At 64.3% G+C, this 23,032-nt stretch carries 27 protein-coding genes; 10 read left to right on the forward strand and 17 right to left on the reverse strand.

Annotated features, from left to right (window positions below; translation table 11 throughout):
- Positions 1–21 precede the first annotated feature (21 nt).
- Entirely contained in the window at positions 22–567 is a 546-nt protein-coding gene (locus LXM55_RS14495; protein ID WP_233320970.1) for a twin-arginine translocation pathway signal protein, read from the reverse strand.
- A gap of 27 nt (positions 568–594) precedes the next feature.
- Positions 595–2,025 (reverse strand): coniferyl aldehyde dehydrogenase, encoded by a 1,431-nt coding sequence (locus LXM55_RS14500; protein ID WP_233320971.1) that lies wholly within the window; start codon positions 2,023–2,025, stop codon positions 595–597.
- A gap of 145 nt (positions 2,026–2,170) precedes the next feature.
- On the opposite strand from LXM55_RS14500, the gene LXM55_RS14505 reads away from it, so the two are divergent.
- Positions 2,171–2,842: a TetR/AcrR family transcriptional regulator gene (locus LXM55_RS14505; RefSeq protein WP_047338058.1), complete on the forward strand. Its 672-nt coding sequence runs from the start codon at positions 2,171–2,173 to the stop codon at positions 2,840–2,842.
- 33 nt (positions 2,843–2,875) lie between these two features.
- Complete coding sequence (locus LXM55_RS14510; RefSeq protein ID WP_233320972.1) at positions 2,876–3,730, forward strand: sulfurtransferase; 855 nt, start codon at positions 2,876–2,878, stop codon at positions 3,728–3,730.
- Positions 3,731–3,814: 84 nt separating this feature from the next.
- On the opposite strand, the gene LXM55_RS14515 is transcribed toward LXM55_RS14510, so the two are convergent.
- The 5 genes from LXM55_RS14515 to LXM55_RS14535 form a co-directional block, all read right to left on the reverse strand.
- Positions 3,815–4,645, reverse strand: a complete 831-nt coding sequence (locus LXM55_RS14515) for an AraC family transcriptional regulator (RefSeq protein ID WP_233320973.1) — start codon at positions 4,643–4,645, stop codon at positions 3,815–3,817.
- Positions 4,638–5,639 carry a hydrolase gene (locus tag LXM55_RS14520; RefSeq protein ID WP_233320974.1) on the reverse strand — a complete coding sequence of 334 codons (1,002 nt, stop codon included), beginning with the start codon at positions 5,637–5,639 and terminating at the stop codon, positions 4,638–4,640. The genes LXM55_RS14515 and LXM55_RS14520 overlap by 8 nt, the downstream gene beginning before the upstream one ends.
- A gap of 62 nt (positions 5,640–5,701) precedes the next feature.
- A complete protein-coding gene (rsmD, locus tag LXM55_RS14525) occupies positions 5,702–6,322 on the reverse strand; it encodes a 16S rRNA (guanine(966)-N(2))-methyltransferase RsmD (protein ID WP_233320975.1) in 621 nt (206 codons plus the stop codon).
- Positions 6,322–7,812 carry a M16 family metallopeptidase gene (locus LXM55_RS14530; RefSeq protein WP_233320976.1) on the reverse strand — a complete coding sequence of 497 codons (1,491 nt, stop codon included), beginning with the start codon at positions 7,810–7,812 and terminating at the stop codon, positions 6,322–6,324. The genes rsmD and LXM55_RS14530 overlap by 1 nt, the downstream gene beginning before the upstream one ends.
- Positions 7,805–9,160 (reverse strand): M16 family metallopeptidase, encoded by a 1,356-nt coding sequence (locus LXM55_RS14535; RefSeq protein WP_233320977.1) that lies wholly within the window; start codon positions 9,158–9,160, stop codon positions 7,805–7,807. Before LXM55_RS14535 ends, LXM55_RS14530 begins: the two co-directional genes overlap by 8 nt.
- Before the next feature lie 355 nt (positions 9,161–9,515).
- Here LXM55_RS14535 and ftsY point away from each other — a divergent pair, with 355 nt between their 5' ends.
- From ftsY to rpoH, 4 genes are all read left to right on the forward strand, one after another.
- On the forward strand, positions 9,516–11,084 hold the full coding sequence (gene ftsY / locus LXM55_RS14540) for a signal recognition particle-docking protein FtsY (RefSeq protein ID WP_233320978.1): 1,569 nt from the start codon (positions 9,516–9,518) through the stop codon (positions 11,082–11,084).
- Entirely contained in the window at positions 11,081–11,752 is a 672-nt protein-coding gene (gene ftsE / locus LXM55_RS14545; protein WP_011064030.1) for a cell division ATP-binding protein FtsE, read from the forward strand. The genes ftsY and ftsE overlap by 4 nt, the downstream gene beginning before the upstream one ends.
- On the forward strand, positions 11,749–12,771 hold the full coding sequence (gene ftsX / locus LXM55_RS14550) for a permease-like cell division protein FtsX (protein WP_233320979.1): 1,023 nt from the start codon (positions 11,749–11,751) through the stop codon (positions 12,769–12,771). The genes ftsE and ftsX overlap by 4 nt, the downstream gene beginning before the upstream one ends.
- A gap of 113 nt (positions 12,772–12,884) precedes the next feature.
- Positions 12,885–13,739 (forward strand): RNA polymerase sigma factor RpoH, encoded by an 855-nt coding sequence (gene rpoH / locus LXM55_RS14555; protein WP_011064028.1) that lies wholly within the window; start codon positions 12,885–12,887, stop codon positions 13,737–13,739.
- A gap of 100 nt (positions 13,740–13,839) precedes the next feature.
- Here the strand turns inward: rpoH and mtgA are convergent, their stop codons facing one another.
- The gene (gene mtgA, locus LXM55_RS14560) at positions 13,840–14,562 is read right to left on the reverse strand and encodes a monofunctional biosynthetic peptidoglycan transglycosylase (protein WP_233320980.1); all 723 of its coding nucleotides are present in this window, start codon (positions 14,560–14,562) and stop codon (positions 13,840–13,842) included.
- Positions 14,563–14,636: 74 nt separating this feature from the next.
- Between mtgA and LXM55_RS14565 the strand changes: the two genes are divergently transcribed.
- The 4 genes from LXM55_RS14565 to trmB all read left to right on the forward strand — a co-directional run bounded on the left by LXM55_RS14565 (position 14,637) and on the right by trmB (position 16,981).
- Complete coding sequence (locus tag LXM55_RS14565) at positions 14,637–15,017, forward strand: DUF423 domain-containing protein (protein WP_233320981.1); 381 nt, start codon at positions 14,637–14,639, stop codon at positions 15,015–15,017.
- Between the two features lie 71 nt (positions 15,018–15,088).
- Entirely contained in the window at positions 15,089–15,289 is a 201-nt protein-coding gene (gene thiS / locus LXM55_RS14570) for a sulfur carrier protein ThiS (RefSeq protein WP_047306540.1), read from the forward strand.
- A 162-nt stretch (positions 15,290–15,451) separates the two neighbouring features.
- Positions 15,452–16,246: a thiazole synthase gene (locus LXM55_RS14575; RefSeq protein WP_011064024.1), complete on the forward strand. Its 795-nt coding sequence runs from the start codon at positions 15,452–15,454 to the stop codon at positions 16,244–16,246.
- 9 nt (positions 16,247–16,255) lie between these two features.
- A complete protein-coding gene (trmB, locus tag LXM55_RS14580; protein ID WP_233320982.1) occupies positions 16,256–16,981 on the forward strand; it encodes a tRNA (guanosine(46)-N7)-methyltransferase TrmB in 726 nt (241 codons plus the stop codon).
- Positions 16,982–17,010: 29 nt separating this feature from the next.
- On the opposite strand, the gene LXM55_RS14585 is transcribed toward trmB, so the two are convergent.
- The 9 genes from LXM55_RS14585 to LXM55_RS14625 form a co-directional block, all read right to left on the reverse strand.
- On the reverse strand, positions 17,011–17,559 hold the full coding sequence (locus tag LXM55_RS14585) for an RNA 2'-phosphotransferase (protein ID WP_233320983.1): 549 nt from the start codon (positions 17,557–17,559) through the stop codon (positions 17,011–17,013).
- Positions 17,560–17,608: 49 nt separating this feature from the next.
- Positions 17,609–17,932 (reverse strand): DUF3392 domain-containing protein, encoded by a 324-nt coding sequence (locus LXM55_RS14590; RefSeq protein WP_011064021.1) that lies wholly within the window; start codon positions 17,930–17,932, stop codon positions 17,609–17,611.
- A gap of 9 nt (positions 17,933–17,941) precedes the next feature.
- Entirely contained in the window at positions 17,942–19,144 is a 1,203-nt protein-coding gene (hemW, locus tag LXM55_RS14595) for a radical SAM family heme chaperone HemW (protein WP_233320984.1), read from the reverse strand.
- Positions 19,141–19,737: an RdgB/HAM1 family non-canonical purine NTP pyrophosphatase gene (gene rdgB / locus LXM55_RS14600; RefSeq protein ID WP_060841545.1), complete on the reverse strand. Its 597-nt coding sequence runs from the start codon at positions 19,735–19,737 to the stop codon at positions 19,141–19,143. The genes hemW and rdgB overlap by 4 nt, the downstream gene beginning before the upstream one ends.
- Positions 19,734–20,168: a DUF4426 domain-containing protein gene (locus LXM55_RS14605; protein ID WP_233320985.1), complete on the reverse strand. Its 435-nt coding sequence runs from the start codon at positions 20,166–20,168 to the stop codon at positions 19,734–19,736. The genes rdgB and LXM55_RS14605 overlap by 4 nt, the downstream gene beginning before the upstream one ends.
- 26 nt (positions 20,169–20,194) lie before the next feature.
- Positions 20,195–20,815, reverse strand: a complete 621-nt coding sequence (metW, locus tag LXM55_RS14610; protein WP_011064017.1) for a methionine biosynthesis protein MetW — start codon at positions 20,813–20,815, stop codon at positions 20,195–20,197.
- A 7-nt stretch (positions 20,816–20,822) separates the two neighbouring features.
- The gene (gene metX / locus LXM55_RS14615) at positions 20,823–21,962 is read right to left on the reverse strand and encodes a homoserine O-succinyltransferase MetX (protein WP_233320987.1); all 1,140 of its coding nucleotides are present in this window, start codon (positions 21,960–21,962) and stop codon (positions 20,823–20,825) included.
- 164 nt (positions 21,963–22,126) lie between these two features.
- Complete coding sequence (locus LXM55_RS14620; RefSeq protein WP_102881168.1) at positions 22,127–22,420, reverse strand: DUF167 domain-containing protein; 294 nt, start codon at positions 22,418–22,420, stop codon at positions 22,127–22,129.
- 14 nt (positions 22,421–22,434) lie between these two features.
- Positions 22,435–23,025 carry a YggT family protein gene (locus LXM55_RS14625; protein ID WP_060841540.1) on the reverse strand — a complete coding sequence of 197 codons (591 nt, stop codon included), beginning with the start codon at positions 23,023–23,025 and terminating at the stop codon, positions 22,435–22,437.
- Positions 23,026–23,032 lie beyond the last annotated feature (7 nt).

A 23,032-nucleotide genomic window follows, 5' to 3' on the forward strand; every position in this document is an offset into this window, starting at 1 on the left:
GGCAGCGGCTACAAAGGCCAGTCAGACCTTCGGTGGCCCGGGATACCCGCAATGGGCCCAGGATTCCGGGCGGGTGTACCAGGCCATCATCACCAGTTGCAGCAACGAGGCATGGCCCATGCGCAGCAGCGCCAGGAGGCTGTTTTCCCAGCGGCCGAGGAAGTGCCGGATGTCGTCCGCGCTGGCGTTCTCCCAACTGCCCCAGATCCCCGTCAGCGGGCCGCGGGTCACCGCCATGCCCAGCACATCGAACAGTTGCTGGGTGAGCTTGAACATCTCGGTCGACAGGTGGTTCAGGGCATTGTCCAGGCTGGCCAGGGTGCCCTCGACGGCGGCGGGCATCTTGTCCGCTGCCACCGCGCCTTCGAGCATCACCGGAATCAGCGCCCGCAGGAACGGCAGGTCATTGCTGCGCAGCATGCTGAAACCACTGGCAGGGGTACTGGCGGAGCAACCGCTGAGGCTGGCGCCGAGCCCGGCGGTGGCCAGGAACGCGCTGGCGCAGAGGCCGACTTTCAGCAGGCCGCGCCGTGACAGCGCGGGTGTTTCAGACAGGCTAGGGGTCATTGTTGTTATTACCCGGCGTTGTACTGGTTAACGAATGAACAGCTTCTGGATGAGTTTCTGGATCGATTTGCCATACGGCGGGTAGATCAGGCGCGCGGCATTGAAGCGCTGCTTGATGAACACCCCCTTGGCCTTGCTGAAGGTCAGGAACCCTTCATGCCCGTGGTAGTGGCCCATGCCGGACGGGCCAATGCCGCCGAACGGCAGGTCGTCCTGGGCCACGTGCAGCAGGGTGTCGTTGAGGCACACGCCGCCGGAGTGAGTTTCGTTGAGCACCCGCTGCTGCTCGGCCTTGTCGTAGCCGAAGTAGTACAGCGCCAGCGGGCGCGGGCGCTGGGTGATGTAGGCCAAGGCCTGGTCCAGGGTCTTGTAGGGCACGATGGGCAGGATCGGGCCGAAGATCTCGTCCTGCATCACCGTCATGTCGTCCGTGACATTGAGCAGCAGACTGTGGCTCAGGCGGCGCTCCTGGCTCTGTTCGAACAGGGGCACCAGCAGCGCACCCTTGCTGGTGGCGTCGCTCAGGTAGCCGTTGAGCCGTGCCAGCTGGCGCTGGTTGATGATCGCCGTGTAATCGGGGTTGTCCGCCAGGGTCGGGAAAAAGCCGCGCACCACCTGGCGATAGGCTTCGACAAAGGCGCCGACCCGTGCTTCCGGCACCAGCACGTAGTCCGGGGCGACACAGGTCTGCCCGGCGTTCAGGGTCTTGCCGAAGGCGATGCGTTCGGCGGCGTCCTTGAGCGGCACGCTGCTGGAGACGATGGCCGGGGATTTGCCGCCCAGCTCCAGGGTCACCGGTGTCAGGTTTTCCGCGGCGGCGCGCATCACGTGCTTGCCGATGCTGGTGGCGCCGGTGAACAGCAGGTGATCGAAACGCAGCTTGGAAAACGCCATGCCCACTTCGGCTTCGCCCAGTACCACGCACACCAGGTCCTCGGGGAACACCCGCGCCAGCAGTTGCTTGAGCAACTGGCCGGTGGCGGGGGTGGATTCACTGAGCTTGAGCATCACCCGGTTGCCGGCGGCCAGCGCCCCGACCAGCGGGCCCATGCACAGGTACAGCGGGTAGTTCCACGGCACGATCACCCCGACCACCCCCAGGGGCTGGTAGACCACCTTGGCCGAGGCCGGCTGGAAGGCCAGGCCCACGGCGCGGCGGGACGGCTTCATCCATTTTTTCAGGTGTTTGCGGGCGTAGTGGATGCCGTGCAGGCTGGGCATCAGCTCGGCCAGCAGGGTTTCATCGGCGCTGCGGTTGCTGAAGTCCTGGCTGATGGCGTCGATCAGTGCCTGACGCTCGTTGTTGAGCAGCTCGTGCAGCGCCTTCAGCCATTGCTGGCGCTGTGCGGCGGGCGGCATCGGGTTGGCGGCAAAGGCCCGGCGCTGGGCCTCGAACAGCTCATGCAGCGCGTCCTGTTGCTGAAGGGAATCCTGCAGGTAGGCAATTTCGGCAGACATGGACGGGCTCCGGTGTTTAAGGGGTGGCTAGTTTTTTAGAGCTTATGCTCTAAATTGTCAAATACCATCCGGTGCCGGTCGCGATTTATCCCCAGGGGGATAGAACGTAAGATGCACCCCAGCCTTCTGATTAAAGCCCACGCCCATGGCCCCACGCATAAAAACCCGTGAACGCATCGTCCAGTTCAGCCTCGAGCTCTTCAACCAGCAGGGCGAGCGCAACGTCAGCACCAACCATATTGCGGCGCACATGGAGATCTCCCCGGGCAACCTGTACTACCACTTCCCCAACAAGCAGGCGATCATCGCCGTGCTGTTTGCCGAGTACGAAAGCCTGGTGGACAGCTTCCTGCGCCCGCCGCCCGGGCGCGCGGTCACCGTGCAAGACAAGCGCTATTACCTGCAGGCGCTGCTGGCGGCCATGTGGCGCTACCGTTTCCTGCACCGCGACCTGGAACACCTGCTGGACAGCGACCCCGAGCTGGCCGCGCGCTACCGGCGTTTCTCCCAGCGTTGCCTGATCCAGGGCATGGCCATCTACGGGCGTTTCGTCGACGCCGGGATCGTCGCCATGGACAAGGTGCAGATCGAATCCCTGACCCTCAATGCCTGGATCATCCTCACCTCCTGGGTACGTTTTCTGTGCACCACCCGGGAAAACTCCACCCACCTGAGCGAAGAAGCCATTAAGCGCGGGGTGTATCAGGTGCTGGTGCTGGAAGCCGGTTTCGTCACCGATCAGGCTCGGGAAGCGGTCAACGACCTGTTCGAAGAGTTTTACGTGCCACTGGCCCAAGCCCTGGAAGAAGTGCAGTAGGATCAACCTCCGACTTATTCACAGGAGCCTGCCATGCCCCTCGCGCAGTTGATCAGCCCACTTGCCCTGGACCAGAAGAAACAGCAGCCCGGTCTGGTGATTCTGGATTGTCGCTTTGCCCTTGAAGACCCGGACTACGGGCAGCGCAGCTATGCCGAAGGGCATATCGCCGGGGCGCATTTCGCCGACTTGAACCGGGACCTGAGCGGGCCGGTGATCAAGGGCGTGACCGGCCGGCATCCGTTGCCGGAGCCGGCGCAACTGTTGGCGCGCCTGCAGGCCTGGGGCATCGATAACGACAGCCAGATCGTGCTCTATGACGACGGCCCCGGCGCCTTTGCCGCCCGTGCCTGGTGGCTGCTGGCCTGGCTGGGCAAGCGTGATGGCGTGTTCATTCTCGATGGCGGCCTGAAAGCCTGGCACGCCGCCGGCCTGCCGCTGAGCCTGGATGCCCCGGAAACCGTGGTCGGGCAGTTCACTGGCCAGCCCGACCACAGCCTGCTGCTGGATGCCGAACACCTGCGCCAGCGCCTGGGCCAGGCGGACCTGACCCTGCTGGACGCCCGCGGCCTGCCGCGTTTTCGTGGCGATGTGGAGCCCATCGATCCCGTGGCCGGGCACATTCCCGGGGCCCAGTGCGCGGCATTCACCGACAACCTGGGCGAGGACGGGTGCTTCCTGGCGGCTGATCGGCTCAAGCAGCGTTTCGCGCAAAAGCTCGCCGGGCGTTCCCCGGAGCACCTGGTGGCTTACTGCGGCTCTGGCGTCACCGCCTGCCACAACCTGTTCGCGCTGTGCCTGGCCGGCTACCCGCTGGCGCGGCTGTATGCCGGTTCGTGGAGCGAGTGGATCACCGATGCCCAGCGGCCTGTCGCCACGGGCGATTGACTCTTCGCTGGCAAGCCGGCGCCTAAGGCTGGCGGGGCCACGCGGGCCTGTAGGCGCGAGCTGGCTCGCGAAAGCCGCGCCGCCCTACTGCAGAACAGCGCTGCGATAAGCCGCTGGCGCCACCCCATACACCTGCTTGAACTGCCGACTGAGGTGGCTCTGGTCGGCAAACCCCAGTTGCGTGGCCACTTCCAGCGGCAGGCAGCCATCGCGCAACAGGGCCCGGGCCTTGGCGATGCGCTGCTGCATCAGCCAGGTGTGGGGTGGAATCCCGGTGGCCCGGCGAAACACCCGGGCGAAATGGAACGGCGACAGGTTCACCGCCGCCGCCAACTCTTCCAGTGACGGCGGCGCGGCCAGTTGCGAGCGCAGCAGTTCCTTGGCCTGGACAATCGCTCGGTGCTCCTGCCCGGGTTCGCCCAGCGCCCGAACCCCAGCGTGTCGCTGCAACAGCAACAGCAGCATTTCCCGCCACTGGGTCTGTTGCTGCAGGGCCGTGGCCGGGCTTTCCAGCAGGTGGTGCAGGCGGGCAAAACCCTGCACCAGGTCCGGGTCGCGGTACAGGGTCGCGCTGAAGGCCGGCAGGCTGCCGCTGGGCAGTTCCAGTTCGTCCAGCAGGCCGAATACCTGTCGGTTGTCCGGGTAGAAGGCCCGGTACAGCCAGCCGTCCTCGACGCCCTTGGCACCGGTGTGCAACTCGTCCGGGTTGATCAGCACCAGGGTGCCGCTGCCCGCCAGGTGCTCGGCCCCGCGATAGCGGTAGCGCTGGGCGCCGGCCATGATCATGCCGATCACATAACCCTCGTGCACATGAGGCACGAAGCGCTGTTCGATATAGCGCGCGGCCAGTAACTCGACCCCGGCCAGGGGCTCGGTCTGCCAGAAACGGATCGACTCCCGGGTGGGCTTAGCCATGGCGGCCCAGGTCCGTCAGCCATTGCGGAATGCGCTGTTCCAGGTAGTAATTCGGGTGTTTCAGGCTACCGCCGACAAAACCCACGTGGCCGCCCTTGGCCTGCAGTTCGAAGCGGGTACTGGCGGACAGTTCACGGGCTTCGGGCAGGCTGTGGCGGAACACGAAGGGGTCGTCCGCGGCCTGGATGATCAGGGTCGGGGTACGGATTTCGCCAAGGAAATAGCGGCTGGAGGCGCGGCGGTAGTAATCCTGGGCATCGGCAAAACCATGCAGCGGCGCGGTGACCCGGCCGTCGAAGTCCCAGAAGGTGCGCATCTTGGTCAGCGGGCCCAGTTGCGCCAGGGTGGCCAGGCCTTCATGGCGGCCGTCGTGCTGGAACTGGCGTTGCTTGTCCTTGATGTAGGCCAGCATCTCGCGCATGAAGTGCGCCTGGTAAATCTTGGAAAAGCCCTGGCCGATGCGGTCGGCGCACTGGTCCAGGCGAAACGGCACCGACACCGCCGTGGCGCCCTGCAGCGGGCTGGCGCTGCCGCTTTCCCCCAGGTACTTGAGCAATACATTGCCCCCCAGCGAATAGCCCACCGCATACAGCGGCGCCTGAGGACGCTTGGCCCGCAGGTGGGCGATGGCCGAGGCCAGGTCTTCGCTGGCGCCGGAGTGGTAGCTGCGCGGCAGCAGGTTGGGTTCGCCGGAGCAGCCGCGCCAGTTCAGCGCTGCGCTGGCCCAGCCCCGAGAGGCGAGGGCCTGCTGCAGGCCGGCCACATAAGGCGAGTTGGACGAGCCGGTCAAACCGTGCAGCACCAGCACCAGAGGGGCTTCGGCGCTATGGGGGCCGTGCCAGTCCAGATCGAGAAAGTCGCCGTCATCCAGCCACAAGCGCTCGCGCTGGCGCTCCAGGTGAGTGGTCGGGCGCCACAGCGGGCCCCACAGGGTTTGCAGGTGCGGGTTGCCAAGGCCGAAGGCGGGGATGAAGCGATCAGGCGAGTCAGGCACGGGGAGGGTCTCGATGCAGCGGCGCGCGGCCCGGGCGGGCTGCGCGCCTTGTTCCGGCTGCCTTAAGCAGCGTTGTCTGCCATACGTTGCCACAACGAGTAATACACCTGCCCGGATTTTTGTTCACGGTGCAGACGCCAGCTTCCGGGCAGCCCCAGGGTCGACGGCGCGGTTTCGCTTTCGGTGTAAATCCACGCGTCGTCCGCCAGCCAGCCGCGTGCTTCCAGCAGGGCGCAGGCGGCGGGCAGCAGGTTCTGGTTGAACGGCGGGTCGAGGAAAGCCAGGTCGAACGGCGTCGCCGGCTGGGTTTCCAGGTAGCGCAGGGCGTCGGCGGTCTGCGCCTGGCCCACGGTGCAACGCAGCGTTCCCAGGTGCTCGCGCAGGCTGGAGATGGCCACGCTGCTGCTGTCCAGGGCCAGGCCCGTGGCAGCGCCACGGGACAGGGCTTCGAGGAACACCGCGCCGCTGCCGGCGAACAGGTCGATGACCTTGGCCCCGGCGACATAGGGCGCCAGCCAGTTGAACAGGGTTTCGCGCACCCGGTCAGGGGTCGGTCGCAGCCCCGGCAGGTCGGGGAAGCTCAGCTTGCGGCTGCGCCATTCGCCGCCAATGATGCGCAGCTGGCCCACGCCGTTGTGCTGGTTGTGGACGGGTTTCTTACTGGGACGGGCTGGACGGGCCATTAATGCTCCGGAACCCCGAGCGGCTGCTCGGCGGGTTTGTCAGTGGGGGGCGGCAATGGCTTTTGCGCGACGGTGGGGCCGGCGCTGACGATGACCATCTTGTCGACACTCAGGTGCTTGTTCATGGCGGCCTTGACCTGTTCCACCGTCAGTTCCTGGGATTGACGCATGAAGTCTTCCAGGTAGCTCAACGGCAGATTGTAGAAGCCCATGGCGCCCAGCTGGCCGACGATATCGGCGTTGCTGGCAGTGGACAGCGGGAAGCTGCCGGCCAGTTCGCGCTTGGCGTCGTCCAGTTCCTTCTGGGTCGGGCCGTTCTTCAGGTAATCGGCAAACACGTCCTGCACCAGTTTCAGGGTGCCTTCGCTCATTTCTGCGCGGGTCTGCAGGTTGATCATGAACGGGCCGCGGGCCTGCATCGGGGTGAAGCCGGAGTAGACGCCGTAGGTCAGGCCGCGTTTCTCGCGCACTTCGCTCATCAGCCGGGTGCCGAAACCGCCACCGCCAAGGATCTGGTTGCCCAGGGACACGGCGGCGTAGTCCGGATCGTCACGGTCGATGCCCAGTTGCGCCAGCATCAGGTTGGTCTGGCTCGACGGGAATTCGATATGGCCGATGCTGGCCTTGGGTTCGGTGGGCTGCTCGACCTTGGCCAGGGCCGGGCCTTTGGGCAGGGCGGCGGAAACCTGCGCGGCGATCGCTTCGGCGTCGCTGCGCGAGAGGTCGCCGACCAGGGCGATCACCACGTTGCCGGCGGTATAGGCCTTGGCGTGGAACGCCTGCAGTTGCGCCAGGCTGATGCCCGGAACGCTCTTGGCATTGCCTTCGCTGGCATGCGCATAGGGATGAGTGCCGTACAGGCGCTGCATCAGTTCCAGGCTGGCCAGCTTGCCGGGGTTCTGCTTCTGGTATTCGAAACCGGCGAGCAACTGGTTCTTGATCCGTGCCAGGGAGTCGGCAGGGAAGGTCGGCTTGCCCACCACTTCGGCGAACAGCTTCAGCGCTGGCTGGCGTTTATCCACCGCGCTGAGGCTGCGCAGCGAGACCACGGCCATGTCCTTGTAGGCGCCGTTGCCGATATCCGCGCCCAGGCTCTCGAAGCCCCGGGCGATGGCGCCCACATCCTTGCCGGGCACGCCTTCGTTGAGCATGGCGTTGGTCAGCAGGGCCAGGCCGGACGTGTTGCCGTCCTGGCTGCTGCCGGCGGCGAAGATCAGGCGCATGTCGAACATCGGCAGCTCGCGGGCTTCGACGAACAGCACCTTGGCGCCTTCAGCGGTATTCCAGGTCTGCACATTGAGGTTGCGATGGCTGGGTGCCTTGCCATCCAGCTCGGCCAGGGATTGCAGTTTCTGGCTGCTCTTGGCCTTGTCCAGGGCCTGGCTGGCATTGCTCTCGCCGGAGCGCGACAGGTACAGGCCACCGGCGGTGAGCAGGGCGACCAGGGCCAGGCCCAGCAGGACCGGTGAAGCATTCTTGCGCTTACTCATGAGCGGACTCCTCAGGCAGTACGTGGGCCACGCTCATACGCTCCCGGGTGAAATAGGTGCGGGCGGCCTTCTGGATGTCTTCCGGGGTCACGCTTTGCAGTTCCGCCAGCTCGGTGTCCATCAGTTTCCACGACAGGCCGACGGTTTCCAGCTGGCCGATGGCGCTGGCCTGGCTGGTGATCGAGTCACGCTCGTAGACCAGCCCGGCAATCACCTGAGCCCGCACCCGCTCCAGTTCCTCGGCGGACGGCGGGGTGCTCTTCAGTTGGTCCAGCATGCGCCACAGCCCGGCTTCGGCCTGGGCGATGGTTTTCTTCTTCTGGCTGTTGGGGGTCGCCGAGAGCATGAACAGGCTGTCGCCCCGGGTGTAGGCGTCGTAGCTGGTGGAACCGTTGGACAGCAGCTCTTCGCCCCGCTCCAGCTGGGTCGGAATGCGGGCGCTGTAACCGCCGTCCAGCAGGGCCGCGGCCAGGCGCAGGGCGTGCACCGAGCGCTGGTCCTCGGCGGTGGCGATGCTGGGCACGTTGAAGGCCAGCATCAGGCTCGGCAGTTGGGTCTTCACGTGCAGGGTGATCAGGCGCTCGCCGGGTTCGGCCAGTTCCATGGGGATCTTCGCCGGTGGCACGTCACGCTTGGGGATGGCGCCGAAGTAACGCTGGGCCAGGGTTTTCACTTCGTCCGGGGTGACGTCGCCGACCACCACCAGGGTGGCGTTGTTCGGCACGTACCAGGCCTGGTACCAGTGGCGCAGTTCCTCGACCTTCATCCGGTTCAGGTCGGCCATCCAGCCGATGGTCGGCGTGTGGTAGCCGCTGGCCGGGTAGGCCATGGCCTTGAAGCGCTCGTAGGCCTTGGACAGCGGCTTGTCGTCGGTACGCAGGCGGCGTTCTTCCTTGATCACTTCGATCTCGCGGCTGAACTCGTCGGCCGGCAGGCGCAGGTTGGCCATGCGATCGGCTTCCAGTTCCAGGGCCACGCCCAGGCGGTCGCGGGCCAGGACCTGGTAATAAGCGGTGAAGTCGTCGCTGGTGAAGGCGTTCTCTTCGGCGCCCAGGTCCCGCAGGATCAACGAGGCTTCGCCGGGGCCGACCTTCTCGCTGCCTTTGAACATCATGTGTTCCAGGGCGTGGGACAAACCGGTCTGGCCCGGGGTTTCGTAGCTGGAGCCGACCTTGTACCAGACCTGGGACACCACCACCGGCGCGCGATGATCTTCGCGGACCACGACCTTGAGGCCGTTGTCGAGGGTGAATTCGTGGGTGGGTTGCGGGTCGGCAGCCAGGGCTGCAAGGGGCAGACAAACTGTGCTGAGCAGCAGGCCTGCGGCGCGGCGGGCTAGAGCATTCATTCGTTTTTAAACCTGTTGGGCTGCCCGCGTGTTCTTAGCGTCAGCGGGCGAGGAGGTGCTAGGATACTGATCCGTTTTACTGGCGGCCACGCCTATCAGGTCTTCGCGGATCAGCAGGTACTTGATCAGGTTGTATGAGTTACCGGCAATAAGCCTTGATTTGTCAGCTAAACTGCGACTTTTCGCCGATTTTGCCGTTCCAGTCCTTTAGTAAAATCGCTCCTTGAAGTGCTTTTGGGCATTTCGACAACATGTTGCGCGTGAACAAGCTGGAATAAACACAGTCTGTTCTGCATCGAATATTTATTTACCGAGGCGCCCAGTGGCGCATCGCTACCTTGAGATAGCCGTCTCCATGTTTGGTTCCAACGACGACAAAAAGACCCCAGCCGCGGCTGGCGAGAAGAAAGGCCTGTTCGGATGGCTGCGCAAAAAGCCGCAGGAACCCGTCGTCGAACAGCCGCAAGTGCCTGTCGAGCCAGTGCCGGCTCCGGTCATTGAAGCCGCTCCCAGCGTAGCCCCGACCGAGCCAGTGGTGCTGCCGATGGTCGAGCCGGTGCTGCAATCGCACCTCGAACCGGCACCTGAAGCGCCCACCGCGCCCGAGCTGCCGTTGACCCCGAACCCCGAGCACAAGCCCTGGCTGACCTTGCCGGTGGCGGAAGAGCCGGTGGCCCTGGTGGAAGACGCCCTGGCCGAGCATGTGACGCCGCCGATTCCAGCCGCGGTGACCCCTGAGCCGGTGATTGCCGCCCCAGTCATCGCACCGGCCCCGGTGGTCGAGGTGCCAGCAGCGGTCGCGCCAGCCTTCGTCGCCCCCGAGCCTGTTGCTCCTGCTCCTGCTCCTGCTCCTGCTCCTGCTCCTGCTCCTGCTCCTGCTCCTGCTCCTGCTCCTGCTCCTGCTCCTGCTCCTGTAGCCGAGCTGGTTGTGGTGGCGGCAGAGCCCGAGCCTGTGACCGAGCCTGAGCCCGTCCGTCCTGCCGAAGAGAGCAAGATCGGCTTCTTCGCTCGCCTCAAGCAGGGCTTGTCCAAGACCAGCGCCAGTATCGGCGAGGGCATGGCCAGCCTGTTCCTGGGCAAGAAGGCCATCGATGACGAATTGCTGGAAGACCTGGAAACCCGCCTGTTGACCGCCGACGTCGGGGTCGAGGCCACTTCGGTGATCATCCAGAACCTGACCCAGAAGGTGGCGCGCAAGCAGCTCACCGACTCCGATGCGCTGTACGCCTCGTTGCAGGCCGAACTCACCAGCATGCTCAAGCCGGTGGAGCAGCCGCTGAAAGTCGCTGCCCAGAACAAGCCTTTCGTGATCCTGGTGGTGGGCGTCAACGGCGCCGGCAAGACCACCACCATCGGCAAGCTGGCGAAGAAGCTGCAGCTGGAAGGCAAGAAAGTCATGCTGGCCGCCGGCGACACCTTCCGCGCCGCGGCGGTGGAGCAGCTGCAAGTCTGGGGCGAGCGCAACAAGATCCCGGTGATCGCCCAGCACACCGGTGCCGATTCGGCTTCGGTGATCTTCGATGCGGTGCAGGCGGCCAAGGCCCGTGGCATTGACGTGCTGATCGCTGACACGGCGGGGCGCCTGCACACCAAAGACAACCTGATGGAAGAGCTGAAGAAAGTCCGCCGGGTGATCGGCAAGCTCGATGCCGATGCGCCCCATGAGGTGCTGCTGGTGCTGGACGCCGGTACAGGCCAGAACGCCATCAACCAGGCCAAGCAATTCAACCAGACCGTGGAATTGACCGGCCTGGCCCTGACCAAGCTCGATGGCACCGCCAAGGGCGGGGTGATCTTCGCCCTGGCCAAGCAGTTCGGTCTGCCGATCCGTTATATCGGGGTCGGTGAAGGCATTGATGACTTGCGTACCTTTGAAGCCGAACCCTTTGTCCAGGCACTGTTTGCCGAGCGGGAGCGTTCATGATTCGTTTCGAACAGGTCGGTAAACGCTACCCCAACGGTCACGTTGGCCTGCATGAGCTGAGCTTTCGCGTGCGTCGCGGCGAATTCCTGTTTGTCACCGGCCATTCCGGCGCCGGTAAGAGCACCTTGCTGCGCCTGCTGCTGGCCATGGAGCGTCCGACCACCGGCAAGTTGCTGCTGGCCGGGCAGGACCTGGGGCAGATCAGCAACGCGCAGATCCCGTTCCTGCGGCGCCAGATCGGCGTGGTGTTCCAGAACCACCAGCTGTTGTTCGATCGCACCGTGTTCAACAACGTCGCGCTGCCGCTGCAGATTCTTGGCCTGTCCAAGGCGGAAATCGCCAAGCGGGTGGACTCGGCCCTGGAGCGCGTGGCCCTGTCGGACAAGACCGATCTGTACCCCGGTGACCTGTCCACCGGCCAGCAACAGCGTGTGGGGATTGCCCGGGCCATCGTCCACCGTCCGGCCCTGCTGCTGGCGGACGAACCCACCGGTAACCTCGACCCGCGTCTTGCGGCGGAAATCATGGGCGTGTTCGAAGATATCAACCGCCTGGGCACCAGCGTGCTGATCGCCAGTCACGACCTGGCGCTGATCGCTCGCATGCGTCACCGCATGTTGACCCTGCAACGCGGCCGATTGATCGGCGATGGGGAGGCCGGCGTATGAGTGCTACACGTACCCCTAAAGTGGCGGAGCGCGTAGCGCCCAAGGCTTCCGAAGCGCCGCCGCCTAAGAAAAAACGCGACGAAGACGACGGCCCGGATTTCGCCACCCTGCTGCACGCCTGGATCGAAAGCCATCGCGCCAGCCTGCTGGACAGCCTGCGGCGCCTGGGCAAGCAGCCCATTGGCAGCTTCTTTACCTGCCTGGTGATGGCGGTAGCCCTGAGCCTGCCCATGGGCCTGTCGCTGTTGCTCAACAATGTCGAGCGGCTGGGCGGTTCCTGGCAGCGCGCCGCGCAGATTTCGCTGTACCTGGATCTGGGGGCCTCTGCCAGCGAGGGCGAGAAACTCAGCGAAGAGATCAAGGGCCTTCCCGGTGTGGCGGATGCCGAGTTCATCAGCAAGGAAAAGGCCCTGGAAGAGTTCCAGCAGCAGTCCGGGCTGGGCGAGGCCTTGCGCGAGTTGCCCCATAACCCGTTGCCGGGTGTGGTGCTGGTGACGCCGAACGAGGTGGATAAGGCTACGCTTGAGGCCTTGCGCCAGCGTTTGGCGGACATGCCCAAGGTGCAACTGGCGCAGCTGGACCTGGTATGGGTCGAGCGACTGGCGGCCATCCTCAAGCTGGGGGACCGCTTTGTCTTCGGCCTGACGGTGCTGCTGGTTTCTGCATTACTTTTGGTGATAGGCAATACCATTCGTCTTCATATTGAAAACCGCCGCACCGAGATAGAAGTGATTAAACTCGTCGGCGGTACGGACAGCTATGTACGACGTCCCTTCCTTTATATGGGCGCGCTGTATGGCTTCGGTGCGGGGATTCTGTCCTGGGGTGTATTGGCGTTCGGCCTGAACTGGCTGAACGACGCGGTGATCGGTCTGGCCGGCCTGTATGGCAGTGATTTTGCCCTTGCGGGAGTACCGGTTGCCGATGGTCTGTCGCTCTTGCTTGGGGCGGTGCTGTTGGGTTATATCGGTGCGTGGATTGCGGTGGCCCGCCACCTGAGGGAGCTGGCACCGAAGTAATGTCTTTTTGCTTGTATTGACCTTTCAGAATATTTGGGAACTTGTTTCGCGGTTTCCGGTCAATTTTCGCAGTGCTGAACTGCACGAGTTATGTGAGTCGGAGGTTTTTTCGTATGACCACTTCTTTGCAACCTGCTTACGCATTGGTTCCAGGCGCAAACCTGGAGGCTTATGTGCACACGGTGAACAGCATTCCATTGCTGACGCCCGAGCAGGAGCGTGAACTGGCCGAGAGTCTCTACTATGAGCAGGATCTTGAGGCGGCTCGGCAGATGGTGCTCGCCCACCTGCGTTTTGTCGTACATATCGCCCGCAGCTATTCCGGCTACGGGCTGGCCCAGGCCGACCTGATCCAGGAAGGCAATGTTGGCCTGATGAAAGCCGTGAAGCGCTTCAACCCGGAAATGGGTGTGCGCCTGGTGTCCTTTGCCGTGCACTGGATCAAGGCAGAGATTCACGAGTTCATCCTGCGTAACTGGCGGATTGTCAAAGTCGCGACCACCAAGGCTCAGCGCAAACTGTTCTTCAACCTGCGCAGCCAGAAGAAGCGTCTGGCCTGGCTGAACAACGAAGAAGTGCACCGCGTGGCGGAAAGCCTGGGCGTCGAGCCCCGTGAAGTGCGCGAGATGGAAAGCCGCCTGACCGGCCAGGACATGGCCTTCGACCCTGCTGCTGAAGCGGATGACGACAGCGCCTTCCAATCGCCGGCCAACTACCTGGAAGACCACCGCTACGACCCGGCGCTGCAACTGGAAGACGCTGACTGGAGCGACAACTCCACCAGCAACCTGCACGAAGCGCTGGAAGTGCTGGACGAACGCAGCCGCGACATTCTCTACCAGCGCTGGCTGGCCGAAGAGAAAGCCACGCTGCACGACCTGGCGCAGAAGTACAACGTTTCGGCCGAGCGTATCCGCCAGCTGGAAAAAAGCGCGATGAACAAGCTGAAACTGTCCATCGCCGCCTAAGCCTGAAGCGTCATGCAAAACGCCCCGATCATCTCGGGGCGTTTTTGTTTGCGCATCTGCTGCAGGCGCCGGCTGGCCGGCGAAGAAGGCCCTGGGTGACCTAGCCCGCCCACGGCGCCTTGCGGGCTTCGTCCAGCCGATTCAGATAATCGGCCCCGCCCAGCAGGCTCATCTGCCGCCGAACCCAGCCCGCTCGCTGCATGACGTAAGTGCTGGGCCGAGCGGCGCTCCACACCCGCGGATTGGGCAGCACGGCGGCCAACAGACTGGCCTGCTGGCGCGACAGGTCGGCCGCGCTGACGCCAAAGTGGTGGCGCGCAGCCGCCTCGGCACCGAACACCCCTTCATCCCATTCGACGCTGTTGAGGTAGACCTCAAGAATCCGCTGCTTGGGCCAGAACACTTCGATCAAGGCGGTGAACCAGGCTTCCAGGCCCTTGCGCAGGTAGCTGCGGCCGGACCACAGGAACAGGTTCTTCGACACTTGCTGGCTCAGGGTGCTGGCGCCACGGATCGAACCGCCGCGTTCGTTGTGGGCCAGTGCCGCCTGGATCGCGTCGATATCGAAACCCCAGTGTTCGGGGAATTTCTGATCCTCGCCGGCGATCACCGCGACCTTGAGGTTGTCGGATATCTCGTTCCACGGCTTCCAGGTGCGTTGCAGGTCGATGGGGTCGTTGTCGACCCAGGATTCGATCTTGCGCTCCACCATCAGGGCGGTGCCCGGTGGCGGCACGAAGCGAAACAGCAGCACCAGCAGCACGCTGCCGACCACGAACCACATCAAGGCTTTTACAAGGCGACGAAACAGATAACGCAGCATAGAGATGGCTTGGCCGAACCCGTTGAGCGCGCCATTATACAGACCCTTTGCGCTGAATCTGACTGGAGTTCCTCATGTTGCGTGGCTTCCTGATGCTGGCCGCCTTCTTCGGTTTCACCGGGGTGGCCCTCGGCGCCTTCGCGGCCCACGGCCTGAAAAACCGCCTGAGCACGGAATACCTGGCTATTTTTCACACAGGCGTGACCTACCAACTGGTGCACGCCCTGGCGCTGTTCGGCGTCGCCTTGCTGGCGGCCCATATTCCCGGGCGGCTGGTGACCTGGGCCGGCGCAGCGTTCACCCTGGGCATCCTGCTGTTCTCCGGCAGCCTGTATCTGTTGACCCTGAGCGGCATCAGCAAGCTGGGCATCATCACCCCCTTCGGTGGCGTGGCCTTCCTCGTTGGCTGGTTCTTGCTGGGCCTTGCCGCCTGGCGCCTGCAAGTCGCCGGCTGACGCTTGTAGCTGACCTTTGGGTCACGATCGGGCTAGAATGCTGGCCCCTAAAAATGATGGCGGCTTCGAGCATGCGCATTCAGTTGAACGGTGAATCCTTTGAACTGCCCGACGGCTCGACCGTTGCGGCCCTGCTGAGCCAGCTGGAACTGAGCGGCCGGCGGATCGCGGTGGAACTCAACCTGGATATCGTTCCGCGCAGCCAGCACGCCGAAACCGCCCTCAACGAGGGCGATCAGGTGGAAGTGGTCCACGCCATCGGCGGCGGCTAGTCACGGGCTTCAACAGCGCTGCCGCTGATCTGCGCAGCGCCCTGGCCCGACTCCGGGCCCTCTCATGGACGAATGCGTTCACCGGCCCCGGATCGTGGGTCACCAGCGCCCCGGGCCTGATAAAGAATTCTGCAAGAACCTCACCCCAACAGAGGATTTCCGATGAGCAACGTTCGTAGTGACAAGCCTTTCGTCCTGGCCGGTCGGACGTACCAGTCGCGTTTGCTGGTAGGCACCGGCAAGTACCGCGACATGGAAGAAACCCGCCTGGCCATCGAGGCCTCGGGTGCCGAGATCGTCACCGTCGCCGTGCGCCGGACCAATATCGGCCAGAACCCGGGCGAACCGAACCTGCTGGATATCCTGCCGCCGGATCGCTACACCATCCTGCCCAACACCGCCGGTTGCTATGACGCGGTGGAAGCCGTGCGCACCTGCCGCCTGGCCCGTGAGCTGCTCGATGGCCACAACCTGGTGAAGCTGGAAGTCCTGGCCGACCAGAAGACCCTGTTCCCCAACGTGCTGGAAACCCTCAAGGCCGCCGAAGTGCTGGTCAAGGAAGGGTTCGACGTGATGGTCTACACCAGCGACGACCCGATCATCGCCCGCCAGCTGGCGGAAATGGGCTGCATCGCGGTCATGCCACTGGCCGGCCTGATCGGCACCGGGCTGGGGATCTGCAACCCGTACAACCTGCAGATCATCCTCGAGGAAGCCAAGGTTCCGGTGCTGGTGGATGCCGGTGTCGGCACCGCTTCCGATGCCACCATCGCCATGGAGCTGGGGTGTGAAGCGGTGCTGATGAACTCGGCCATCGCCCATGCGCAGCAGCCGGTCATGATGGCCGAAGCCATGAAACACGCGATTGTCGCGGGCCGCCTGGCGTACCTCGCCGGTCGCATGCCGAAGAAACTCTATGCCAGCGCCTCTTCGCCGCTGGATGGTCTGATCAAGTAAGAGCCATTGATGACTGAATCAAACGACACGCCAATCCAGCCGGAAGCCGGCGACGAGCGCCAACACCGCCGCATCAAGAGTTTCGTGATGCGCGCCGGGCGCATGACCGAAGGCCAGCAGCGCGGCCTGGACCAGGGCGCGCCGCTGTACGTGCTGCCCCTGGCTGACGCCCCGGTGGATTACGACCAGGTGTTCGGCCGCTCGGCGCCGCGCTCTTTGGAAATCGGCTTCGGCATGGGCCACTCGCTGCTGGAAATGGCCGCGGCGGCCCCGGAGCAGGATTTCATCGGCGTGGAAGTCCACCGTCCGGGTGTCGGCGCGCTGCTCAATGGCGTGCTGACCCAGGGCCTGACCAACCTGCGGGTCTACGATTGCGACGCGATTGAAGTGCTCAACCGCTGCATCGCCGACAACAGCCTGGACCGCCTGATGCTGTTCTTCCCCGATCCCTGGCACAAGAGCCGGCACCACAAGCGCCGTATCGTCCAGGCCTCCTTCGCCGAACTGGTGCGCAGCAAGCTCAAGGTCGGCGGCATTCTGCACATGGCCACCGACTGGGAGCCCTATGCCGAATACATGCTGGAAGTGATGAACGTTGCCCCGGGTTATCGCAACCTGGCCGAAGACGGCCAGTGTGTGCCGCGCCCGGCCGAACGCCCGATCACCAAGTTCGAGCGTCGTGGCGAGCGCCTGGGCCACGGTGTGTGGGATCTGAAGTTCGAAAAGCTCGACTGAGCCTGTTGTAGGGGCCGGCTTGCCGGCTCCTACAGGGCTTGGATGAAATCGACCGGCACCCGGTCGGTCAGCCACACCCCATTCTCTGCCTGATAGAACCTGAAGCCCTGGGCCTGCATGGCCTGGGCGTCGATCTGCAGGATCACCACCTGGCCGTAACGCTGGCCCACGGCCCGGGCGGTGTCGATTTCCCGGGACAGGTGCACGTGGTGCCGTGAACCGGGGATCAGCCCCTTTTCATTGATCGAGTCCATGAAGCGCGTGGCGGTGCCGTGGTAGAGGATGGCGGGCGGCTGCTGCGCCTCCAGCTGTAAGTGCACGGCCTTGTTGGAGTGCCCCTGGACGGCGCGGATGCGCTGGCCATCGGCAGACAGGGCAAAGCGTTTCTTGTCGTTGCCTTCGACGACCCGCTCGATCAGTTCCCGGCTCAGTTGTCGGCCGCCCTTGGCCGCGCCGCTGATCAGCGCGTCGATATCGCCCCAGCCTTCGCTGTCCAGCACAAGACCGATGGCCTGGGGTTCGTGGCGCAGCACGTAGCTGAGGAACTTGCTGGTGTCCTCGATGAGTTTCTTGCTCATGTTCATCCTTGATGGCGAGGGTGGCCGTTGGATTGCGTTCGCCGGCGAATCAGCGACGGTCGGCGACCACGCCAATCAGCACCAGCACCACCAGCAGCACCGGCGCCAGGCTGTAGTTATTGAACTGGCTCAGGCCGCGGACGATCCACGGCGTGGCGTAGATCAGCGCCAGGCCGCTGCCGACCATGCACAGCAGGGCCATCAGCGGCACGCGCAGGGCGCCGGCGATGCCGCCCAGGCGTTGCTCGACCCAGCCCTTGATGTCCGCGCCGAACAGCACCAGCAGGCAGCCCACCAGTGCCAGGGCGATTTCCGAGAGGTTGCTGCGACTCCAGCGGGACACGGTGGCAAGCAGGTCGAGTACCAGATCCATGTGATTTCCTTAGATCAGAAAGTATTGCAGCAGGTCATTGAGGAAGAGTTGCCCGCGGGCCGTAGCCGCCAGGCGTGACGGTTCGACCTGCAACAAGCCGCTTTGTTCGGCCTGGCGCCGGCCTTCGGCAAGGCTGGCCAGGTCCAGGCCGGTGCGTTCGGCGAACAGCGCGGCGTCGACGCCGTCGGTGAGGCGCAGGGCGTTCATCAGGAACTCGAACGGCAGCTCGTCGTTGCCCAGGGTTTTCTCGCCGGCCTTGAACGGCTTGGCCGGGTTCAGGTAGTCCTTGGGCAGGCGGGTCTTCCAGGTGCGCTGGATGCGCCCGTCCGGGTGGCTGAGCTTGCCGTGGGCACCGGCACCGATGCCGATGAAGTCGCCAAAACTCCAGTAGTTCAGGTTGTGCCGCGCCGCGCGGCCGGGCTGGGCGTAGGCCGAGACCTCGTACTGGGCGTAGCCATGCTCGGCCAGCAGGGCCTGGCCGGCTTCCTGGATATCCCAAAGGGTGTCGTCTTCCGGCAGCACCGGCGGCTGGTTCCAGAACACCGTGTTGGGTTCCAGGGTCAGCTGATACCAGGACAGGTGGGTCGGCTTCATGGCGATGGCCTGGCGCAGGTCGTCCAGGGCATCGTCCAGGGACTGGTCCGGCAAGCCGTGCATCAGGTCCAGGTTGAAGTTGTCGAACCCGGCCTGGCGCGCCATGCCGGCGGCGCGTACCGCTTCGTCACCGTTGTGGATGCGGCCCAGGGCCTTGAGCTTCTGTTCCTGGAAGCTCTGGATGCCGATGGACAGGCGGTTGATCCCCAGGGCGCGGTAGGCGGTGAACTTCTCCTGCTCGAAGGTCCCGGGGTTAGCTTCCAGGGTGATCTCGATGTCGCCGGCGAAGGGGATGCGCTGTTCCACGCCCTTGAGCAGCCGGCCCAGGGCCTGGGCGCTGAACAGGCTCGGGGTGCCGCCGCCGAAGAAGATCGAGCTCAGCGCGCGGCCATAGACCGCGTGCAGCTCCAGATCGAGGTCGGCGAGCAGGGCATCGACGTACTCTTCTTCCGGCAGCGTCGGGCTGGCGGCGTGGGAGTTGAAATCGCAATAGGGGCATTTGCGTACACACCACGGGATGTGGATGTATAGCGCCAGGGGCGGCAACTGGGGCAGCGCCGCCCGAGGCGTTGGCGCGCCGCCGAGAATCAGCGGCGACGCGGAGGGCTCATGAGTCATTGCAGGCCCAGGCGTTGCCGCAGAATGGCCATGGCGCGGGCGCGGTGGCTGAGCTGGTTTTTCTCCACCGGGCCCAGCTCGGCGCTGGAGCAGTCACGTTCCGGCACCCAGAACAGCGGGTCGTAGCCAAAGCCGTGCTCGCCGCTGGCGGCCGTGAGGATGCGCCCGTGCCACAGCCCTTCGCAGAGGATTGGCAACGGGTCATCGGCGTGCCGCACCAGGGCCAGGACGCAGACGAACTGCGCGCCACGCTGCGCTTCGGGTACGTCCTTCAGGGCGTCCAGCAACTTGGCGTTGTTCGCCGCGTCGCCCTGGCCGTCGGCATAGCGCGCCGAGTAGATGCCCGGCGCGCCGCCGAGAAAGTCAACCGCCAGGCCGGAGTCATCCGCCAGCGCCGGCAAGCCGGAAATGCGTGCGGCATTGCGCGCCTTGAGGATGGCGTTCTCGACGAACGACAGGCCGGTTTCCTCCGGCTCCACGCTGCTGAATTCGCCGATCGAGCGCAATTGCACCGAGGCGCCGAGCATGGCCTGGAGTTCTTTGAGTTTGCCGGCGTTGTGGCTGGCCAGTACGAGTTGCGTAAGGTTCATTATTCGCCCGGGAATAGCTCTTGGTTGAAGCTGAAGCTGTTGGTGTCACTACCCGTTTGCACGGTGATGGTGAACGTACGGTTTTCCTGCTGCTCTACCGGGAACTGGGCGATGTAGTAGATCGCCCCCTGTTCATTGATCTGGCGGAATTTCAGCGGGATGCTCTTGCTGGTCAGGTCCTTGACCGTACCGCTGACCTGGCCGACCAGCGGTTTGCCGTCCTTGATCAGCGAAACGTTGATCACGCCCTGGTTCTTGCTGCGAACCAGCTCCGCCGCCCTGGCGATATCAGGCTGCAGGTAGGTGGAGTTGAAGGTGTTGTAGTGCACGGTGATGTCACCGAACACTTCCTTGCGATCGCCCTTGATCGGGTCCGCCGCCAGGGCGCTGAGGCTCAGGCAGGCAGCCAATAGAAATGTAACCAGACGTCCCATGATGGTTCTCCTCGATGCAACGTGGTTTATACCGCGACCTTGTGATCTTGCAGGCCGGGACTGCTGACGCGGTAGATGCCGATCTCCCCTAAGAGATTAGGCCATAGCTTACTGGCCCACCCGTGGCGGTGTTGTTGATCGACGGCAAGGCGGTTGATCACCCGGGCTTGTCGCTCGCGGCACAGTTCTTCGAAGTCCTCGAAGGTGCAGAAGTGGATGTTCGGCGTGTTGTACCAGGTGTACGGGAGGAATTCCGATACTGGCATCCGGCCCTTGCTGGCCAGGTACCAACGGCAGCGCCAGTGGCCGAAGTTGGGGAAGGTGATGATGCACTGGCGGCCGACCCGGAGCATTTCGTCGAGGATCTTGTCCGGGTAGTGCACGGCTTGCAGGGCCTGGGTCATGACCACGATGTCGAAGCTGTTGCTGGCGAAGTTGCCCAGGCCCTTGTCCAGGTCCTGCTCGATCACGTTGATGCCCTTGGCCACGCACTCGGCAATGTTGTCCGGGTCGTTTTCCAGGCCGTAGCCGGTGACTTGCTTGTGCTCCTGCAACCAGCTCAGCAGCTCGCCATTACCGCAGCCCAGGTCGAGGACGCGGCTGCCGGCGGGGATCCATTCCTGGATGATTTCCAGATCGGCTCTCATCGTGTCCTCACAAGGTAATGCGGTTCATGTAGTGACTAAACGCCTGCAGGTAGCGCGGGATCGGGATCAGGAAGGCGTCGTGGCCCTGGGGGGCGTCGATCTCCAGGTAGCAGACGTCCTTGCGCGCGGCCATCAGCGCGTCTACCAGCTCCCGGGAACGGGCCGGGGAGAAGCGCCAGTCGGTGGTGAAGGACATCACGCAGAACTTGGCGGTGGCGTGGGCGAAGGTCTTGGCCAGGTCGTCGTCGCAGTTCGCCGCCGGGTCGAAATAGTCCAGGGCCTTGGTCATCAGCAGGTAGGTGTTGGCGTCGAACCGCCCGGAGAACTCCTCGCCCTGATAGCGCAGGTAGCTTTCCACCTGGAACTCGACGCTGTGGAAGTCGTAGTTGAGCTTCTCGCTCTTGAGGCCACGGCCGAATTTCTCGCCCATGGAGTCGTCGGACAGGTAGGTGATGTGCCCCACCATGCGTGCCAGCATCAGCCCGCGCTTGGGGATCACACCCTGTTCCTGGAACGAGCCACCGTGGAATTCCGGGTCGGTGAGGATCGCCTGGCGCGCCACTTCGTTGAAGGCGATGTTCTGCGCCGAAAGCTTGGGCGCCGAGGCGATGGCCAGGCAATGCCGTACCCGGTCCGGGTAGGTGATGGTCCATTGCAGGGCCTGCATGCCGCCCAGGCTGCCACCGATCACCGCCGCCCACTGGCTGATGCCCAGGCGGTCCGCCAGGCGTGCCTGGCTGTGCACCCAGTCTTCCACGGTGAGCACCGGGAAGTCGGCGCCGAACGGCTTGCCGGTTTCCGGGTTGAGGCTGCTGGGGCCGGTGGAGCCGTTGCAACCGCCCAGGTTGTTGAGGCTGACCACGAAGAACTTGTTGGTATCGATCGGCTTGCCCGGGCCAATGCAGCTGTCCCACCAACCGGGCTTGCGGTCGTCGGGGCTGTGGTAGCCAGCGGCGTGATGATGGCCGGACAGGGCGTGGCAGATCAGTACCGCGTTGCTGGCGCTGGCGTTGAGCTGACCGTAGGTTTCATAGATCAGGTCGTAGGCCGGCAGCGCGCGCCCGCAGGCCAGGGCCAGGGGGTCGCTGAAGTGCGCTATTTGCGGTGTGACCAGACCAACAGAATCGGGGGGGAAGGCAGTTGGCATCGACCCTGCTCTCATTTAAATGAGGCGTAAGTCTAAAGACCGCTGCCCCCAGCGGCAAGCAAAGCCCGGGGCTGTGTTGCGTCGGGGGAAATGGCGGTGGGAGGTTCGCCGGCAAGCCGGCTCCCACGGCGGATGCGAGGGCGAGGAGCCGGCGTGTCGGTGAGTCAGGCGGGGCGCGCCAGCCCTGGCAGGTCCGGGAGTTTCTTCGGCGCTTGCAGGCGTACCCGCTTCTGCCGGTTCAACTCGCCGCTGACCAGGCTGACGTGGCTCTTGGGGATGCCGAAGGCCTTGGCCAGGAAGGCCATCAGGTGCGCGTTGGCCTTGCCTTCCACGGGGGGCGCGGTGAGGCGGATCTTCAACCGCTCGCCGTGCAGGCCAGCGAACTCGTCGCTGCTGGCCTTGGGTTGCAGGTGGCAATCGAGGATCAGATCGTCACCGTCCCAGCGGAAATAACTCATGCGGGCCGCCTGGGTCAGATCAGCAGACGCAGGATGTCCGGCATCATGGTCATGGCCGCCAGGTTGTTGATCACCAGCATGTCTAGCAGCTTGAGCACCATGAAGGCCAGGATCGGCGAGATGTCCAGGCCGCCCATGCTCGGCAGGATGCGGCGGAACGGCGCCAGGGCCGGTTCGCAGATCTGGTTCACCAGCTCGGCGCCGGGGTTGTGGCTGCCCGGCGCGACCCAGGACAGGATCACGCTGATGATCAGGGCGAAGAAGAAGATCTTCAGGAACAGCGCGGTCACGCCGATGATCGACCAGATCAGCAGTTGCAGCGGGTTGCCGGTGGTGCCGTAGGTCAGCAGCAGGGTCAGGGCCATCAGCGCCAGTTGCACCAGGATCGCCAGCAACAGCGAGGACATGTCCAGGCCGCCAAGGCTGGGAATGATCCGGCGCATCGGTTTGAGCAGCGGCTGGGTGGCCCTCACGATGAACTGGCACAGCGGGTTGTAGAAGTTGGCGCGGACCAGTTGCAGGACGAAACGCATCAGCACGATCAGCAGGTACAGGCTGCCCAGGGTTTGCAGCACATACACCGCGGCGGTGTTCAATCCAATCATCATTGGC

Source organism: Pseudomonas sp. Au-Pse12 (assembly GCF_021341665.1).
Lineage (GTDB): Bacteria > Pseudomonadota > Gammaproteobacteria > Pseudomonadales > Pseudomonadaceae > Aquipseudomonas.